General features: G+C 63.8%; 18 protein-coding genes. 3 read left to right on the forward strand and 15 right to left on the reverse strand.

From position 1 onward, the window contains the following. Positions 1-8: 8 nt before the first annotated feature. The 4 genes from waaA to FAA86_RS16505 all read right to left on the reverse strand — a co-directional run bounded on the left by waaA (position 9) and on the right by FAA86_RS16505 (position 3,946). On the reverse strand, positions 9-1,328 hold the full coding sequence (gene waaA, locus FAA86_RS16490) for a lipid IV(A) 3-deoxy-D-manno-octulosonic acid transferase (protein WP_167495021.1): 1,320 nt from the start codon (positions 1,326-1,328) through the stop codon (positions 9-11). Positions 1,329-1,483: 155 nt separating this feature from the next. Next, entirely contained in the window at positions 1,484-1,720 is a 237-nt protein-coding gene (locus tag FAA86_RS16495; RefSeq protein ID WP_113462031.1) for a DUF4170 domain-containing protein, read from the reverse strand. A 62-nt stretch (positions 1,721-1,782) separates the two neighbouring features. Then, positions 1,783-2,613, reverse strand: coding sequence for a 3'(2'),5'-bisphosphate nucleotidase CysQ (locus FAA86_RS16500; RefSeq protein ID WP_136542276.1), 831 nt, complete (start codon positions 2,611-2,613; stop codon positions 1,783-1,785). Then, positions 2,600-3,946, reverse strand: coding sequence for a TldD/PmbA family protein (locus FAA86_RS16505; protein ID WP_136542277.1), 1,347 nt, complete (start codon positions 3,944-3,946; stop codon positions 2,600-2,602). Before FAA86_RS16505 ends, FAA86_RS16500 begins: the two co-directional genes overlap by 14 nt. A 132-nt stretch (positions 3,947-4,078) precedes the next feature. On the opposite strand from FAA86_RS16505, the gene FAA86_RS16510 reads away from it, so the two are divergent. Continuing rightward, positions 4,079-5,893, forward strand: coding sequence for a monovalent cation:proton antiporter-2 (CPA2) family protein (locus tag FAA86_RS16510; RefSeq protein ID WP_136542278.1), 1,815 nt, complete (start codon positions 4,079-4,081; stop codon positions 5,891-5,893). 3 nt (positions 5,894-5,896) lie between these two features. Here the strand turns inward: FAA86_RS16510 and FAA86_RS16515 are convergent, their stop codons facing one another. From FAA86_RS16515 to FAA86_RS16525, 3 genes are read right to left on the reverse strand one after another with little or no spacing between them, the layout of a single operon-like run. Beyond that, positions 5,897-6,772 (reverse strand): patatin-like phospholipase family protein, encoded by an 876-nt coding sequence (locus FAA86_RS16515; RefSeq protein WP_136542279.1) that lies wholly within the window; start codon positions 6,770-6,772, stop codon positions 5,897-5,899. Positions 6,773-6,799: 27 nt separating this feature from the next. Further along, positions 6,800-7,360, reverse strand: coding sequence for a 16S rRNA (guanine(966)-N(2))-methyltransferase RsmD (rsmD, locus tag FAA86_RS16520; protein WP_136542280.1), 561 nt, complete (start codon positions 7,358-7,360; stop codon positions 6,800-6,802). A 6-nt stretch (positions 7,361-7,366) separates the two neighbouring features. Then, positions 7,367-9,235, reverse strand: coding sequence for a pseudouridine synthase (locus FAA86_RS16525; RefSeq protein WP_136542281.1), 1,869 nt, complete (start codon positions 9,233-9,235; stop codon positions 7,367-7,369). Positions 9,236-9,304: 69 nt separating this feature from the next. Between FAA86_RS16525 and FAA86_RS16530 the strand changes: the two genes are divergently transcribed. After that, positions 9,305-9,757, forward strand: coding sequence for a nucleoside deaminase (locus FAA86_RS16530; protein WP_136542282.1), 453 nt, complete (start codon positions 9,305-9,307; stop codon positions 9,755-9,757). Next, a complete protein-coding gene (locus FAA86_RS16535; RefSeq protein WP_136542283.1) occupies positions 9,757-10,077 on the forward strand; it encodes a hypothetical protein in 321 nt (106 codons plus the stop codon). Before FAA86_RS16530 ends, FAA86_RS16535 begins: the two co-directional genes overlap by 1 nt. Before the next feature lie 21 nt (positions 10,078-10,098). Here the strand turns inward: FAA86_RS16535 and FAA86_RS16540 are convergent, their stop codons facing one another. From FAA86_RS16540 to FAA86_RS16575, 8 genes are all read right to left on the reverse strand, one after another. Further along, a complete protein-coding gene (locus FAA86_RS16540; protein WP_136542284.1) occupies positions 10,099-10,581 on the reverse strand; it encodes a GNAT family N-acetyltransferase in 483 nt (160 codons plus the stop codon). A gap of 69 nt (positions 10,582-10,650) precedes the next feature. Further along, positions 10,651-11,283, reverse strand: a complete 633-nt coding sequence (locus FAA86_RS16545) for a hypothetical protein (RefSeq protein WP_136542285.1) — start codon at positions 11,281-11,283, stop codon at positions 10,651-10,653. 136 nt (positions 11,284-11,419) lie between these two features. After that, positions 11,420-14,323: an isoleucine--tRNA ligase gene (ileS, locus tag FAA86_RS16550; protein WP_136542286.1), complete on the reverse strand. Its 2,904-nt coding sequence runs from the start codon at positions 14,321-14,323 to the stop codon at positions 11,420-11,422. A 249-nt stretch (positions 14,324-14,572) separates the two neighbouring features. Continuing rightward, positions 14,573-14,812 (reverse strand): BrnA antitoxin family protein, encoded by a 240-nt coding sequence (locus tag FAA86_RS16555; protein WP_136542287.1) that lies wholly within the window; start codon positions 14,810-14,812, stop codon positions 14,573-14,575. A 102-nt stretch (positions 14,813-14,914) separates the two neighbouring features. Beyond that, positions 14,915-15,358, reverse strand: a complete 444-nt coding sequence (locus tag FAA86_RS16560) for a DUF6691 family protein (protein ID WP_136542288.1) — start codon at positions 15,356-15,358, stop codon at positions 14,915-14,917. Beyond that, a complete protein-coding gene (locus FAA86_RS16565) occupies positions 15,358-15,786 on the reverse strand; it encodes a YeeE/YedE family protein (RefSeq protein ID WP_246035115.1) in 429 nt (142 codons plus the stop codon). The genes FAA86_RS16560 and FAA86_RS16565 overlap by 1 nt, the downstream gene beginning before the upstream one ends. 109 nt (positions 15,787-15,895) lie before the next feature. After that, a complete protein-coding gene (locus FAA86_RS16570; RefSeq protein WP_136542289.1) occupies positions 15,896-16,876 on the reverse strand; it encodes a bifunctional riboflavin kinase/FAD synthetase in 981 nt (326 codons plus the stop codon). Positions 16,877-16,889: 13 nt separating this feature from the next. Further along, positions 16,890-17,738: a TIGR01459 family HAD-type hydrolase gene (locus FAA86_RS16575; RefSeq protein WP_136542290.1), complete on the reverse strand. Its 849-nt coding sequence runs from the start codon at positions 17,736-17,738 to the stop codon at positions 16,890-16,892. Between the last annotated feature and the right edge of the window lie 47 nt (positions 17,739-17,785).

The raw sequence follows: 17,785 nt of genomic DNA on the forward strand, positions 1-17,785 counted from the left end.
CTGGTGTCTCAGCTCTGGCCGGCGATGCGCGGTTCCAGCTTGGCCTTGACGGAGAGCGGGCTGATATAGGGCTCGAGCCCTTTGAGCGTCGCCGTCAGCGCACCGCGCATTTCCTGCATGCTTTCCTGACCGGCGTCGATCATCTTGGAGCGCGCCACATCATTGTTCAGCAGGAAGTGCACGGCCTTGGCCAGCATCTCGGCATCGCGAACGATGCGGGCAGAGCCCTTGCGGACGAGACGCTGGTAGCTTTCGCGGAAATTGCTGACCTGGGGACCGGACAGAACGGCACAGCCGAGCATGGCCGGCTCCAGCGGGTTCTGCCCCCCTTCGGCCGAGAGCGAACGTCCGACAAAGGCGACTTCCGTCAGCCTGAGATAGAGACCCATTTCGCCGATCGTATCGCCCAGGAAGACATCCGTCTCCGGCGTGATCACATCCCCGCGGGTACGGCGGGCAACGACCAGCCCCTTTTCGACCAGCATGGCTTCGATCTCATCGCTGCGCTCCGGGTGGCGCGGGACAAGCACGCTCAAGAGGCCAGTATGGGCCTTCAGCGCACGATGCACCATGGAGACGATCTTCTCTTCACCGTCGAAGGTGGAGATGGCCGCCCAGGTCTTGCGATTGCCGATCTGTTGGCGGTAGCGCTCAAGCACCTGCTCGTCGCAGGGCGGCGCGTCGCTGTCGACCTTGATATTGCCGGAGACGCTGACCGGCCAGGCGCCGAGATCCCGGAAGCGCTCCGCGTCGAGATCGGACTGGGCGATCACCAGCGCGAGCTTGCCGAACAGGGTTTCTGCAATCGAGGAATGCCGTTTCCAGCGATCGAAGGAGCGATCGGACATGCGGGCATTGACGAGGATCTGCGGGATATGCCGGCGATGCAGTTCCGCAAGCGTCGTCGGCCAGATCTCGGACTCCACACCAATCGCGACATCCGGCTGCCAGTAATCGAGGAAGCGGCGGATCGACGGCAGGAGGTCGAGCGGCACATATTGGTGCAGGACCATGTCGCCGAGACGGTTTTTCGCAACTTCCGCCGAGGTCACGGTGCCGGTGGTCAGCAGCACATGAATGTCGCGGCGGCGCAGTTCCCGCATCAGCGACATGACGGCGGTGGTTTCGCCGACGCTCGCGGCATGGATCCAGACAAGCGGTCCGACGGGTCTTGCGAGACTTGCATGGCCAAAGCGCTCCGCACGGCGGGCCCGGTCTTCCTTGCCCTTGGCTGCGCGATAGGCAAGCAGGGGCCGAGACAGCGGGTAGGCGGCGAGGCCCAGCCAGCCGTAGGATGTCAAGGCGAAGGAGGCTAGGCCATCGCTCAGTGCCATCGATCGAACCTGCTCATCTTCATCGACAATGCCATTCAGCCCTTTTCGGAGGCGGCGCTACGCACACTAGAGATGCAAGAAGACTGAGTTCAAAACGTGACCCTTTCGGGTCGTGAACGGCGGTTTTGGGAGCACCGCCGACCCCTGGTTCACTTATCCGAAGGGTTCAACAGTCGGTGCATGTGAACGATGAAATAACGCATATGCGCATTGTCGACCGTGGCCTGAGCCTTCGCCTTCCAGGCGACGAGCGCGCTGGCGTAATCGGGGAAGATGCCGACGATGTCGAGGGCATTCAGATCGCGAAACTGGACCTCTTCCAGGCTCGACAATTCACCGCCAAAAACCAGATGGAGAAGCTGCTTGTTTTCGTTGGTTTCCGTCATGTTTGCGGCCTTTTCTTATTCCTAGTCTGTGGGGAACCATCTGCGCGATTTCGCCCCAAAGGTCAACTCCGAGGAATTCGGGAGATGTTCTTCAGCAATGCCGGAAGAAGCTCGGCCGATGCTGCGCAGAGCACCGGGTGGGTGACCTCTTCCCGATTGTATACCAGGGGCTGCCCGTCGAGATCTGTGATCCCGCCACCGGCGCGGGCAAGGATCAGATCGGCTGCGGCGAGATCCCAGTCATGCGAGCTCTTCTTGACGAGCGTCGCGTCGATGCGCCCGTCGGCGACCAGCGCCAGTCGGTAGGCGAGCGAGGGGATATGCTCCACCCGCTCGATCCGGGGCCTGAGGACCGGGCTGAAGCTTGCAACCATGTCCTGCGCGGAGGCGAGTTTCAGGCTGTCTTCGATCCCGGCCGTGGAAACCGCAATGTCCTGGCCATTGCGACGGGCAGGACCATCGATCGTTGCGGTAAATTCTTCCCCGAGCGATGGCGCCACCAGAATGCCGGCCACCGGCGCTCCCTTGTAGACCACGGCAACCGAGACGCACCACGTATCCTTGCCGGCAAGAAAGGCACGGGTACCGTCGATCGGATCGATGACAAAGAGAGTATCGCAGGAGAGGCGCGCCGGATCGTCATCCGTCTCTTCCGAAAGCCAGCCGTAATTCGGGCGGGCGTGGCGAAGGATTTCTTCAAGGATCCGGTTGGCCGCATAATCGGCCGCGCTGACCGGCGAGCGGCCCTCGTTCTTCCACCACACTTCCGGCGACTGGCCGAAATGGGCCATGGCCACCTTGCCGGCCTCGCGCGCGGCTTCGGTTATCAGCCTCAGATCCGCCTGCCAGTCGAAGCGCGGACCGGGCGGTGTCTGTCGATCAGAGTCCGGCAAGGGTCATGCCCTCAATGGCAAGCGTGGGCGCGGCGACGCCGAACTTCCGGTCGATGTCGTTGGCCGGCGTGATCCGCATGAACATCTGCTTCAAGTTGGACGCCAGCGTGATCTCGGAGACCGGGTAGGTCAATTCGCCGTTTTCGATCCAGAAGCCGCTCGCGCCGCGGCTATACTCACCGGTGATCATGTCGACGCCACTGCCGATCATGTCGGTGACATAGAGCCCGGTGCCGACGCTGCGGATCAATTCCTCCGGCGAGATGTCGCCCGGCTCCAATGCGAGATTGGTGGAGGATGGCGAGACCGAGGTGCCGCCACGCACGCCGCGGCCATTGGTCTTCAGACCCAATTCCCGGGCAACGGAAGAGGAGAGGAACCAGTGTTTCAGCACACCGTCCTCGATCATGGTGAGTGGCGTGCCGGAGACGCCTTCCCCGTCAAAGGGCCGTGAGGAGGAGCCGCGCACCTTCAGCGGATCATCGGTGATGCTGAGGCCGGCTTTCAACACCTGCTGGCCCATCTTGTCGCGCAGGAAGGAGGTCTTGCGGGCGACCGAAGACCCGTTGATCGCTCCGGCGATCGTACCGACGAAACCGCGGGCGATGCGAGGGTCGAAGACGACGGTCAGGTTGGAGGCGGTCGGGACCTGGCGCGGGTTCAATCGACGGATCGCACGCTCGGCGGCGCGGCGACCGATCTCTTCCGGGCTGTCGAGCTCGGCGAAGTAGAGGCGGCTGTCAAAGTCGTGGTCGCGCTCCATCTTGGTGCCCTCACCGGCAATGACGCCGACGGAGCGGGAGAAACGCGAGCCGGCATAGCTGCCGGAGAAACCGTGGGAGGTGACGAGCACCAGACCGCCCATGCCGGCGGAGGCGCCGGCACCCAGCGAATTGCTGACGCCGTTCACCGACCGGGCGGCCTCTTCCATGGCGAGCGCGCTTTCGCGCAACTCGTCACTTGAGACATCCGTGTCATCGAAGAGCTTTAGGTCGGGAATGTCGCGCGCAAGCTCGCTCTCGTCGGCAAGGCCGGCGAAGGGATCTTCGGGCGATACCTTGGCCATGGCCACGGCCCGCTCGGCCAGTGCCTTCAGATCGAAGCCCGGATTGGCCGAGACGCTGGCAACCTGGCGACCGACGAAAACCCGCAGTGAAAAGTCGTCGCTTTCGGAGGCCTCGGTCGACTCGACCTTGCCGAGCCGGACGCTGACGCCCTTGGACCGGGAGCGGACGACCACGGCATCCGCCTTGTCGGCACCGGCCTTCATGGCGAGGTCCACAAGCTGCTCTGCGCGTTCGAGGAGATTGGCGGAATCGATTTGATTGGGCATGGGTTGGCCTTTCCTTCCCGCTCCATTTATTGTGCAACACAAGGTGCATCAAGGGCGGTTCGGGGTTTTCCGATCACGAGCCCGGCATGGCACCGGGCGAGCAAGCGCGGCTTATGCCGGCGGACGAGGAGAATGGCATTGGCAGGCGCAAGCGAAGCTCTTTTCACCCAACCCCTGTTGCTGCTCGGCGGCGCCGTGATCGCAGCGCCGATCTTCCGCAAACTGGGGCTTGGCACCGTTCTCGGCTACCTTGCCGCCGGCGTCGTGATCGGCCCCGTGCTGCATCTGATCGGCGGCTCCGGCGAGATCCTGGCGGTCGCCGAACTCGGCGTGGTGCTGCTGCTCTTCATTATCGGACTGGAGCTCAAACCCAGCCGATTGTGGACCATGCGACGCGACATCTTCGGGCTCGGGACGAGCCAGGTCGTGCTCACAGGATTGGCCCTGACGGGCCTGGTCTATGCCGCCGGCCTTCTCGACTGGCGAGGGGCACTGGTTGCGGGCTTCGGCCTCGCGCTCTCCTCCACCGCCTTTGCGCTGCAGTTGCTTGAAGACTATGGCGACATGAACAGCCGCTATGGCCAGCGGTCTTTTTCGATCCTGCTGTTCCAGGATCTCGCAATCGTGCCGCTTCTGGCCATGGTGTCGGTTCTGGGCTCGCAAGGCGGTGAGGCACAGCAGTCGCCGATCCTGGAGGTGGGGATTGCCGTGGGTGCGGTGATCGCCATGATCCTGGCGGGCCGGTATCTGCTGACGCCCATGTTCCAGATCATTGCCCGGACGGGGGCGCGGGAAGTCATGATTGCCGCTGCCCTCTTCGTCGTGCTGGGATCGGCCTATCTCATGCAGGTGGCAGGTCTCTCCATGGCCATGGGCGCCTTCCTTGCCGGCGTGATGCTCGCGGAATCCTCCTATCGCCATGAACTGGAGGCCGATATCGAGCCGTTCCGCGGGCTTCTGCTGGCGCTCTTCTTCATCGCGGTCGGCCTGTCGATGGAGCTGCAGGTCATCGTCGACAACCTGTTGCTGATCGTGATCGCCGTGCCCGTCCTCATGGCGGTGAAGGCGTTGATCATCTATGCAATCTGCCGGATTGCCGGCTCCACGCATAATGACGCCATCCGGATCGGCATGTTGCTGCCGCAGGGCGGCGAGTTCGGCTTCGTACTCTTTACCACCGCAGCCGCAGCCGGCCTGTTCTCCGGCGCGCAGTCCTCGCTGCTCATCTCGATCGTGACGCTCTCAATGGCGCTGACGCCGCTCACCGCGCTGATCGGCCAGCGGCTGCTGTCGCGCGACGCGACCGAGAAGGAGGAGATGGACGAAGACTTCGAGGGTGCGGGTTCGGACGTCCTGATGATCGGCTTCTCGCGCTTTGGCCAGATTGCCGCGCAGATCCTCTTGGCAAGCGGCCGGGACGTGACCATCCTCGACGATAGCCCGGACCGTATCCGGCAGGCGGCAACCTTCGGGTTTAGGATCTATTTCGGCGATGGCACGCGCCTCGACATGCTGCGGGCCGCCGGGATCGAGAAAGCCAAGATCGTCGCTGTCTGCACGCACAAGAAGGAGATCACCGACAAGATCGTCGACCTCATTCGCTCGGAATATCCGGATGTGCGTCTCTTCGTGCGCTCCTATGACCGGGTTCACAGCCTTGAGCTTCGGGCCAAAGACGTGGAACACGAGCTGCGCGAGACCTTCGAGTCCGGCCTGCTCTTCGGTCGGCGCACGCTGGAGGGGCTCGGCGCCTCGGAAGACGAGGCCTATACGATCGGTGAAGACATTCGCCGCCGCGACGAAGAACGGCTGAAGCTTCAGGCGCAGGAGGGGATCCTCGCGGGCCGCGAACTGATCCACAAACGCCCGGTGAAGCCCGAGCCGCTGGTCAAGCCGAAAAAGGCGATCCAGGCGGTCGAGGAGGAACGAGAAGTTCCGGCCGCCTGATCGCTAGCGACGGACGAAGTCTTCCATGCGCGCGGCGATGTCGCGCTTCAGCGGATCCTTGAGGCGATCGCAGATCTCCAGGATCTGCCGCGCCTTGAAGAAGTCCAACACCTTGTAGCTGTTGACGTCGGGGCGCAGATAGATGTCGGGCTGGCAGATCTTCATCTTCAGCGCGATATGCGACTGCATCATCAGCTGCGAGGCGCCGAACAGGCTGTCGATGCGGTTGGGAACCAGTGAGCCGTCGCCCTCCGGCGCGCCAATCACATCGACGGCGATCATGATGTCGACCTTGCCGACCAGATGGTCGTAGGGCACCGGGTTGAAGATGCCACCGTCGATCATCAATCGACCGTCGATGGTGACGGGCGCAAACAGGGCTGGAATGGCTGCGGAGGCCGACAGCGCTTCATAGAGATCGCCCTCGCTGCGCACCAGTTCGCACTGGCCATAATAGTCAGTCGCGATGACGGTCAGGGGGAGGCCGAGTTCGGCAAAGGTTTCCGGGATCTGCGGCGGCAGGAAGGCGCGCAACAGGCGCGGCAGGTTGAACTGCCCGAGACGAAAGCCGCCCAGCGCACGGATGCTGGCGGGGCGCAGGCTCCAGAAGCGGTTGAGGACGAGACCGCGATTGTCGGCCAGGGAGAGCGTGTAGTCCCGGATGTCACGGCCGCTCATGCCGGCGGCATAACCGGCTCCCAGGATCGCGCCCATCGAGGAGCCGGCAATCAGCGCCGGCTTGATGCCGAGTTCATCGAAGACTTCGAGCACCGGAATATGCGCAAAGCCGCGGGCACCCCCTGCCCCGAGCGCCACGCCGATCGTCGGATCGGCTTTCACGGGATTGGAGGGGATGGGGGTTTCGGCGACAAGATCCATAGACTCAGTCTTTCTCCACTGACGGGATCAGGACGGCCTATAGGAAAAGAAGTACATTTTCGTGTCACCAAAGGTCCGCTCTTCGACAAAGGCGAAAACCGGGTCGACGGAGACCTGCACATCACTGCGTTCTTCAAGGATTACCAGCGCATCCTTGGCCAGCCAGCCACCCTGATGCGCCGCAAGCAACGCCTTTTCGCCAAGGCCCTTGCCGTAAGGCGGATCGGCGAAGAGAAGCTCGAAGGGCTCGATGTTGTTGGCCGGCCCGAGATTGGTCGCGTCGCGCCTCAGGATGCGGGCGCGGCCATGCAGGCCGAGCGCATCGATGTTTTCCCAGAGAAGGCTGCGGCCCTCGACACTGTTTTCGACGAAGAGCGCCGACTTGCAGCCGCGCGACAGAGCCTCGATGCCGACGGCACCGGTGCCGGCGAAGAGATCGAGGATGCGGGTGCCTTCGAGCACGCCCGGATGGGCATGCGCGAGGATGTTGAACAGGCTTTCGCGCGTCCGGTCGATGGTCGGCCGGATGTCATTCGACTTCGGCGTGGCCAGCGTCCGGCCACGGAATTCTCCGCCGACGATGCGCATGCCGGCTTACCTCTTGCCCTTGGGCGCGCCACCGCGGCTGCCGGAAGGCTTAGCCCCCGGACCACCGGAGCGCGGGCCACCTGCAGGACGGCCACCCGGCTTGCCACCGAAGCTCTTGCCGCCTGGCTTGCCACCAAAGGACTTTCCACCCGGCTTGCCTGAAGGCTTGCCACCGAAGGACTTGCCGGCTGGCTTGTCACCAAAGGGCTTGCCACCGCGCGGCTTGTCACCGAAGGGGCGCTCGCCGCGAGGCCTGTCATCGCGTGGCCTGTCATCCCGGGGCCGGTCGTCACGCGGGCGATCACCTCGTGCGGGGCGATCACCGAAATCGCGCTTGGGACCACGATCGGAGAACTCTCGACGCGGTCCGCGATCTTCTGCGTCTCGACGGGGAGCGCGCTCGGCACGGTCGCCGAAGTCACGGCGGGGAGCACGGTCGTCTCCCTCCCGGCGGGCGGGACGGGCACCGAAACCGCCGGGCTTTCCGCCACGGCCGCCTTCGCGTGCACCCGATTTCTGATCCGGTCCATCGGCGCGGATCCAATCACCCTCTTCGTCGCGGGCACGGGTGATCTTGACGGTCGAGGTCGGCCTGTCGTCGAAACGATCGGCGGTTTTTGCGCCGCGCGGATCAGGCTTGCGGCGGGCAGCGGCAGCGGCCGCCTTTTCGCCGAGCGGCCGGGCACCCGGGGCCATCCAGACATTTGCCGTCCTGCCCTTGGTGTTGCCAGCGGGCCGCTTCGGCTTGTCGGCAAACTTGTCGCCAGAATTGCCATCGTCGCGGCGGGTATCGAGACGGCCGAGCGCCCGCTCGCGGCGGTCACCCTTGTCTCCCCGATCCTTCGGGCCAGAGCGCTTCTTCTCGAAAGAGCGCTCGTCGCGACCCCAGTCGGCCTTCGGCTCGCGGCCGGACTTCTTGGCCGGCGCTGCAGCGTCCTCCTCGTCCGTCTCCGTGCCATGGCTGTAGATCGGCGCGTCGAAATTGGCCTTGGATTCCTCGATCAGGCGGGGACCAAGCTGGTCACGCAGCATGCGGCCGCGCACTTCCACCACCTGGCCTTCCGGCAGATCGCCGAGCTGGAACGGGCCATAGGAGATGCGGATCAGGCGGTTGACCTCGAGGCCGAGCGCGCCGAGCACGTTCTTGATCTCGCGGTTCTTGCCTTCACGCAGGCCCATGGTGATCCAGGCATTGTGGCCCTGCTTGCGGTCGAGCGTCGCATCGATCGCACCGTAGAGCACGCCATCAACGGCGATGCCTTCCTTCAGCGCATCGAGCGCCGGCTGGTCGATATCGCCATAGGCGCGCACGCGATAACGCCGCAGCCAGCCGGTCGTAGGCAATTCCAGGACACGGGCAAGACCACCGTCATTGGTGAGCAGCAGCAGACCCTCGGTGTTGATGTCGAGACGGCCGATCGACATGACCCGCGGCAGTTCTTCCGGCAGGTTCTCGAATACGGTCGGACGGCCTTCCGGATCGGAATTGGTCGTCACCAGGCCGGCCGGCTTGTGGTAGAGCCACAGGCGGGTGCGTTCGATGCCGCGGATCGGCTGGCCGTCGACCTCGATCTTGTCGGCGAGCGTTGCGTTCAGCACCGGTGTTTCGAGCACCTTGCCGTTCACGGAAACGCGGCCTTCCATGATCATGCGCTCGATGTCGCGACGGGATGCGACGCCGGCACGCGCGAGCAGCTTGGAGATGCGCTCGGGCTTCATGGCCTCGTCGCCGGCCGGCGCCTCGGCGCGGGGCGCGCGGGCGGGCTTCGACGCGGGCTTGTCTGCTGAGGCTGCGGACGGCTTTCGGGTTTGCGGCTTGCCGCCGCGGTCGGAGGACTTCGCCCCCGGACGCCTGGACTTGTCTTTGAATGTCATTTGCTGTTTGCCTGTGGTTTGGGCTGTCGTATCAGGTCGCGCGGCTCTGGTTAAGTGGAAAGTTCAGGCATGGAGAAGACAAACGGCTTCATGGAGGCGGCCTTCGAGGAGGCGCGTGCGGCCGGCGAGCGTGGCGAGGTTCCGATCGGGGCCGTGGTTGTGCGCGACGGACGGATCCTCGGTCGGGCCGGCAACGAGACACGGGCCCTCAACGACGTGACCGCCCATGCCGAGATCCTCGCCATCCGACGTGCCGCGTCTGCCGTGGGCGACGAACGGCTTGTTGATGCCGATCTCTATGTGACGCTCGAACCCTGCACCATGTGTGCGGCGGCAATCTCCTTTGCCCGGATGAGGCGACTCTATTATGCTGCCGGCGATGTCAAAGGTGGTGCGGTCGAAAATGGTGTCCGCTTCTTTGCGCAGTCCACCTGCCATCACGCGCCGGATGTCTATTCCGGCATTCGCGAAAGCGAAGCGGCCGAAATGCTCAGGGCCTTCTTCCAGGATCGGAGGGATTGATGATCTTTGTTGTGCTCACGCTGTCGATTGCCGGCATGGCTGCCATTGCCTTCTGGGCCTATCGCAACGTCGCGCCGCATAGCGACCGTCTGCCGATGCAATGGTCGGCCGATGGCACCGTAAACTGGCGGGCGCCGCGGCTTCTCGCGATCGCGACGACGCCCGTCCTGATGCTGACGATCATCGGCCTGATCTTCGTGCTGTCTCGGCATGACCACGCGGAGCGCAACATGGCGCTGCTTTGGGTTTCCTTCATCGGCCCGGCGCTCCAGGCGCTGCACATGGCGCTTGTCGCCCGCACGGTGGAAAACGAAGAGTAAAAGGGCGGCCTTCAAGCCGCCTCATGCGATGCCGGCGAAATCCTTGAGCTTCTGGCCGGCCAATCGGTAGCGGATCCATTCGTTCTGCGGCTCGGCACCGACGGCGTCATAGACGCGGATGGCCGGCTCGTTCCAATCGAGCACGCTCCACTCGAAGCGGCCGCATCCCTTTTCCACCGCCACACGTGCGAGATGTTTGAGAAGCAGCTTTCCGGCGCCGGAGCCGCGGAAGTCGGGCGAGACGTAGAGGTCCTCCAGATAAAGCCCGTTCTTCGCCTGCCAGGTAGAATAGCTGTAGAACCAGACGGCAAAGCCGGCCGGCTTGTCATCGGCCTCCAGGATTACCGCATCCGTCACCGAGCCTTCGCCGAAGATCGAGGATCGGACCGTCTCCTCGGTTGCCTCGACCTCATGGCCCGCCTTTTCATAGACGGCGAGTTCGATGATGAAGCCGAGGATGACGGCGGCATCTTCCGGCGTGGCGGGGCGAATGGTGAAGTTCATCTGACGACCTCAAGCAAAAGGGCAGGTCGTTGCCGCCCTGCCCCGGAATTCACGATATCGATAAAAGGTTTACTGGAAAGGCATCCACCAGGAGCTGGTCTGCTGGGCAGCCTTGGCTTCCTTCTTGCGACGCTTTTCCTTCTTGGCTTCCGGCTCGCCCAGGTCGGTTAGAGCGACGTCCTGGGTCTGGCGATATTCGGCCGGCGGATCGGAGAGAAGACGGCGCTGGTCGAGATAGGCGCCCTTCTGCAGCTGGCGTGCCTCGCGGAAGGCCTGCCACTTCTGGGTCTCGGTCATGGTGCCTGCCGTGCCGTAGCCGGCAAGCAGCGGCGAACGGTAGCGCGGGTTGTTCGCATTGGCGTCGGCTTCGGCGACGAGGCGTTCACGTGCCTCTTCCGGCGATTCCACCCATTCCGGATTGTTTTCGCGGCTTGCGACGGAAGCCTGCGGCGCAACGAGGGCAGCCGTCTGGGTGCCACCCGGCGGCAGCACGAGATCCGGACGCGGGTTGTACTTCGTGTCCTTGTTGGCAGCTTCGCGCGGGGCGATCGACACGGCCGAGCCGACGTCATCCACCAGCTGCTCCATTGCCGTCTTGTCAGTGCCGTAGGTCGGGCTGCCGACGCAGCCGGACAGGCTGGCCGTGACGCCGAAAAGGCCAACCAGACCGAGGCCAACTCTGAACAGATATGCCGAATTCATGAATGCCTACCAGCCTCGCCGCAGTTACATCAGTCGTGCCGAATACTCGCGACCAGCCCTGCCGGTCGAATTCGGCCAATTTCAGGCAGTTTTACCGGATGACCCGCAAAAGCGCAAATCATCCGGTCACATTTCCTTATCCGAGTGCCGCGAGTTCACGCAGCGCCTGGGCATCGCGGGCGGAAACGTCGGGATAGTCCGGATCGGAGCCGACATCCTTGGTGATCTTCCATGAGCGGGCGCATTTCGTGCCTTCGGCGAGCTTCGGCTCGACCGCGACCTTGGTGCCATCGTCGAGACGGAAGGCTTCCGCCGGGCCTTCGCCCGACACGACCTCAATGTCCGAGGTGATGCAGATTTCGGCGAAGTCGAGACCGTCGAGTGCCTTCAGGAGCTCCGCATCGGCGACATGGACGATCGGAGCGGCTTCCAGCGAGGAGCCGATGCGCTTTTCCTTGCGCTCGATTTCGAGCGCGCCGGTGACGGCGCGGCGCACAGTGCGGACCTTTTTCCACTTATCGGCGACCGCCTCGTTCGACCAGTTGGCCGGGATCACCGGGAACTGCTCGAGATGGACCGACTCCGCCTTCGGGTCACGAGAGAGCCAGGCCTCTTCCGTGGTGAAGGGCATCATCGGCGCGAACCACAGGACCAGGCAATCGAAGAGCTTGCGGATGACGAAGAGCGCCGAACGGCGCTTCAGGCTGGACGGCGCGTCGCAGTAGAGCGTGTCCTTGCGGATGTCGAAGTAGAAGGCCGAGAGTTCGACATTGGCGAAGTCCGAAAGCGCGCGGACGATGCGCTTGAAGTCGAATTCATCGTAGGACTTGCGGACCAGCTGGTCGAGTTCGGCCAGACGATGCAGCATCAGCTTTTCGAGTTCCGGCAGGTCGGCATAGGCGATCTCCTCGCCCTTGTCGTGGGCGAGCGTGCCGAGCATCCAGCGGATCGTGTTGCGGATCTTGCGGTAGGCGTCGATGTTGGTCTGGATGATCGTCTTGCCGAGGCGCTGGTCTTCGGCATAGTCGGTCGACATGACCCAGAGGCGCAGGATATCGGCTCCGGATTCCTTCATCACGTCCTGCGGCGTCACGGTGTTGCCGAGCGACTTCGACATCTTGCGACCGTCTTCTGCCATGGTGAAGCCATGGGTGATGACGGCGTTATAGGGCGCGCGGCCGCGGGTGGCGCAGCTTTCAAGCAGCGACGAATGGAACCAGCCGCGATGCTGGTCGGAACCTTCCAGATAGACATCGGCCGGCCACTTGAGATCCGGGCGATCTTCCAGCGTGAAGGTATGGGTCGAGCCTGAATCGAACCAGACGTCGAGGATGTCGGTGACCATCTGCCACTTCTCGCCATCATGCTCGCCGGCGAGGAAACGGTCCTTGGCGCCTTCGGCGAACCAGGCGTCTGCCCCTTCCTTCTCGAAGGCTTCGAGGATGCGGGCGTTGACCTTCTCATCCTTCAGCACATTGCCTTCGGCATCGGCGAAGACGCAGATCGGCACGCCCCAGGCGCGCTGACGCGAGAGCACCCAGTCCGGACGCTGCTCGATCATCGCACGCAGACGGTTCTGGCCGCCGGCCGGGACGAAACGGGTCTGGTCGATGGCGGACAGCGCACGGGTGCGCAGCGTCGTGCCGTCGCCGAGTTCCTTGTCCATGTAGACGAACCACTGCGGCGTGTTGCGGAAGATGACCGGCTTCTTGGAACGCCAGGAATGCGGGTATTCGTGCTTGATGCGGCCACGGGCGAAGAGGTTGTTCGCCTTGATCAGCGCATCCATGACCCGCTTGTTGGCGTCGCCCTTCTTGCCGTTGTCGTCGAGAACGCGAGCAGCGCCGCCTTCGGCCGAGGGGCCGAAACCGGGGGCGTCTTCGGTGTAGAAACCGGCATCGTCGACCGGGAACGGGATCTTCACGTCGATGCCACGGGCTTCGAGCGCGCGGACATTCGCCATCCAGGCTTCAAAGTCTTCGCGACCGTGGGATGGGGCGGTGTGGACGAAACCCGTACCGGCGTCGTCGGTCACGTGGTCGCCGTCGAGCATCGGGACGGCAAAGGTGTAGCCAAGACTTGCCAGCGGGTGCGCGCAGGTGATCGCGCCGAGTTCGGCCGCGGTCACATCACGGACGAGCTTGAAGGTCACCTTGGCTTTGGTGGATGCATCTTCGGCGAGGCGCTTGGCGAAGATCAGCTTTTCGCCCGGCTGCGGGCCGAAGTCGTTGGTGGCTTCCGTGATCTCGTAGAGACCGTATTCGATCTTCGAGGAGTAGGAGATCGCGCGGTTGCCCGGGATGGTCCAAGGGGTGGTCGTCCAGATGACGACGGAGGCAGACTTCAATTCATCTGCGCCTTCCACCACCGGGAACTTCACCCAGATCGTGTCGCTCTCGACCTCGGCATATTCCACTTCGGCTTCGGCAAGCGCCGTGCGCTCGACGACCGACCACATGATCGGCTTGGAGCCGCGATAGAGCTGGCCGCTCATGGCGATCTTCAGCAGTTCGCCGGCGATGCGGGCTTCCGAATGGAATGCCATGGTGGTGTAGGGATTGTCGAAGTCGCCCTCGATGCCGAGGCGGCGGAATTCTTCCGCCTGGATGTTGATCCAGCCCTGCGCGAAGTCACGGCATTCCTGGCGGAATTCGTTGATCGGAACTTCGTTCTTGTCCTTGCCCTTGGCGCGATAGGCTTCCTCGATCTTCCACTCGATCGGCAGGCCATGGCAGTCCCAGCCGGGCACGTAGTTGCTATCGAAGCCGCGCATCTGGAAGGAGCGGGTGATGACGTCCTTCAGCACCTTGTTCAGCGCGTGGCCGATATGGATGTTGCCGTTGGCATAGGGCGGGCCGTCATGCAGGACGAACTTGTCGCGGCCGGCGGCGGAGGCGCGCAGCTTCTTGTAAAGACCCATCTGTTTCCACTTCGCCGCCATTTCCGGCTCCTTCTGGGGAAGGCCGGCGCGCATCGGGAATTCGGTCTCGGGCAGATAGAGGGTCTTGGAGTAATCGATCTTTTCAGGGGTATCGGTCATGAATCAGCCATCGGATGGGGCGACCTCGGGGTCGCGGAATTTGCGTCTTGGAGTGGCGGCAAGCGGGCGTCAGGCTACAGACCTCACGCCAAAAAACCCGGACCTTCCCGCAGCTCTTCAAGCCACCGGGAGGGCCGGGCCAATAATTCGAATGATCCGGGCCGCCGAAAGATACGTCATGTCGCCGCGTTCTTTAGGGGTTTTTCGTTCCGAAAGGAAGGGGCAAGATGGAGCGCCGTGCGTGGCTTCCTACTCGCTGCTCTCCGCCTCGACGACCGCACGCAGGGCGTCGTTGATGCGGTCCTGCCAGCCGGGGCCGTCCTTCTGGAAGTGTTCGAGGATCGCGCTGTCGAGCTTGATCGAGACCAGTTCCTTAACCTGCGGCGGCGCGCGGCGCTCGACCACCGGGGCTGCGGGCTTCTTCGCGGGCTTGAACAGAGCCTCGGCGGCATCCTTCGGATTGGCGGGTCTGCGCGGCGTCGTGGCCATGGGTTGCCTTTCGGGCTGTCTCAACTGATGTGCTGGTCGCACTAGGCGGCAATGCGGCCGAGGCGTCAAGCGGTGATGGCCGGCGTTGCCCGCAGGCGGCGCTCAGCCCGAGCGTGAAAGGTCGGCGAAGAAATCCGCCTTGGCGAGGCGCCGGGCGATCAGGATGCCGATGAGCAGGGCCGCAACGAAGATCGCCGCCGACGCATGGCCGAGGCCGAGTGCGGGGATCGATGCACCCGGGCAGAAGCCGGCAATGCCCCAGCCGATTCCGAAGACGGCGGAGCCGCCGATCAGCTTCGCGTCGATGTCGTTCGCCTTGGGCAGGCGGAAGGTCGCATCGAAGAGCGGCTTTTGCCGGCTGCGGAAAAGGAGCGCGTAGCCGGGTGCTGCAATCGACAAAGCGCCGGCCATGACAAAGGCGAGGCTCGGATCGAAGCTGCCGGCGAGGTCGAAGAAGTTGAGGACCTTGGCGGGGTTTGCCATGCCCGAGAGAACGATGCCGGTCCCGAACAGGGCGCCAATGAAGAAAACGATGAGGAACCGCATCAGATCGAGACCCCGAAGACATGACGGATGAGGAAGACGGTGACGATCGCGAAGGCCATGAAGGTGGCGGTTGCGGCCATCGAGCGGCGCGAGAGGCGCGCCATGCCGCAGATGCCATGGCCGGAGGTGCAGCCGGAACCGAAGGTGACACCGATGCCGGCAATCAGGCCGCCGATGATCAGGGCGGTGGTGGAGACCGGTACCGAATAGTCGACCTCGTAGCCGCCGACCGATAGAGCGAGCGGCGCCAGGATCGCGCCGGCGAGGAAAGCGGCTTTCCAGGACCAGTCGGCGCCGAGCGGCGGCAGGATGCCGCCGATGATCGCGGTCATGCCGGCGATGCGGCCCCAAGTCAGCATCAGGAGAAGTGCCGAGAAGCCGATCAGCAGGCCTCCGGCGAAAGACATCAAGGGGGTGAATTCGGTCAAGTCAGTCTCCAGCGTCGCCCGCCGGGTCACGGGCCGATCTTACATATGACCATGCATATGTGACGCTGAGCGGATGGGCAACTCACATCGATGACGGCGGAGTGTTACCTCAGAAGGTAATCGCAGCGTCCAGCGGGCCGAGCGGCTTGACGCCGGAGAGCAGCGCCCTCGCCTCCTCCGCATCCTTGTGGATCTGGGCGACGAGCGGATCCAGCCCGTCGAACTTCCATTCGTCGCGCAGGAATCCGAAGAGCGAGACGGAGCAGGTTTCGCCGTAGAGATCGCCGGAGAAATCGAAGACGAAGGTTTCCAGCCATGGATCGCCATTGCTGGTGACGGTCGGACGATAGCCGAAACTGGCGACGCCATCGCGGATGATGCCATCGATCCGGCGGAAGCGGACGGCATAGATACCGGGACGCAAGGTTGCTTCCGGCGGCAGATGCATGTTGGCGGTGGGGAAGCCCAGCGTGCGGCCGAGCTGCTGGCCCTTCATGATCTCCGCTTCGACCGTGTAGCGATAGCCGAGGAGACCGGCGGCCTGGGCAACGTCGCCGTCTGCGATCAGGCCACGAATGCGGCTCGAGGAAATGACTTCGGCGCCTTCATCGCGAAAGGCATCGACGAGGCTGACGCCGAAGCCGTGGCGGCTTCCGGCCTGCATGAGATAGGCGGGACCGCCTTCCCTTCCCTTGCCGAAATGGAAATCGAAGCCGGTCACGACCTCCTTGGCGCCGAGCCAGTCGCCCAGGATCGACTGGACGAAATCCTCGGCCGAGCGCTGCGAAAATTCCCGGTCGAAGGGGTATTCGATGACCGAATGGAAGCCCATGGCCTGAAGGATGCGGGCGCGCAAGGATGGCGGGGTGAGCCTGAAGACCGGCTTGTCCGGATTGAAGACGGTGCGCGGATGGGGCTCGAAGGTCAGCACCAGAGCGGGCACCCCGAGCGTTTCGGCCCGCTCCAGCGCGCGCTTCAACACGGCCTGGTGGCCACGATGCACGCCATCAAAATTGCCGATCGCCACCACGCCGCCGCGCAGGGCTGCGGGCAGCGGTTCCTTCTTTTCATTGCGGTGAAAGATGGTCATCTCAGCATGCGCCTCATGCCAGCCTGTGCATCCAGTATTGCGGCGCGACCTTCTCGCGATCGAGGAAGACATGCAGCTTGCCCTCGTCGGTCAGGCCGTTTGCCGTGTAATCCGCAGCGTGGATGCCGCCGGAGATGTAGAGAAGGTCGAGGCCGGCATCGACGGCACCCTTGACGTCGGTCGGCATGCCATCGCCGATGGCGAGCACGCGGGCCTTGTCGAAGTCGCCGCGGGCTTCCTTTGCCGCCGCCAGCGTTGCGGCGTAGATCGGTGCATGCGGCTTGCCGGCGATGCGGGTCTCGCCGCCGAGTGCTGTGTAAAATGCGGCAACAGCGCCGGCGCAGGGGATGATGCGGTGACCGCGCTCGACGACCAGATCCGGATTGGCGCAGATCAGCGGCACCTTCCGGGCGACAAAATCCGTCAGCATGTCGCGGTAGTCTTCCGGTGTCTCGACCTCGTCGTCGAAGAAGCCGGTGCAGACCACGCAGTCTGCCTCTTCCTTCGAGACCACCTCCACGTCGAGACCGTCGAAAAGCGGCAGGTCGCGTTCGGGCCCGAGCAGGAATACCTTCTTCGGTCCGGCGGCGATCAGCGTGCGGGTGACATCGCCCGACGTGACAATGCGGTCATAGGCGCTGTCAGGAACACCGATGGCGCGCAGCTGCGGGATCACGCCGATCGCGGGTCGGGGTGAATTGGTGATCAGCACCACCGTCAGGCCCTTCTCCCGCGCGGCGGTCAGCGCTTCGCCGGCGAGCGGAAAGGCGTCGATGCCGTTGTGCAGCACGCCCCAGACATCGCAGAGAATGACGTCATAGGCGTCGGTTACGTCACCGAGGGTGGAAATGCTGTGGGTCATCATCTGTCCTGACTGCTCGAAGTGTGTCCGGTGACATGGCAAAGGAC

This window comes from Rhizobium rosettiformans W3 (assembly GCF_004912135.1).
Lineage (GTDB): Bacteria > Pseudomonadota > Alphaproteobacteria > Rhizobiales > Rhizobiaceae > Allorhizobium > Allorhizobium rosettiformans.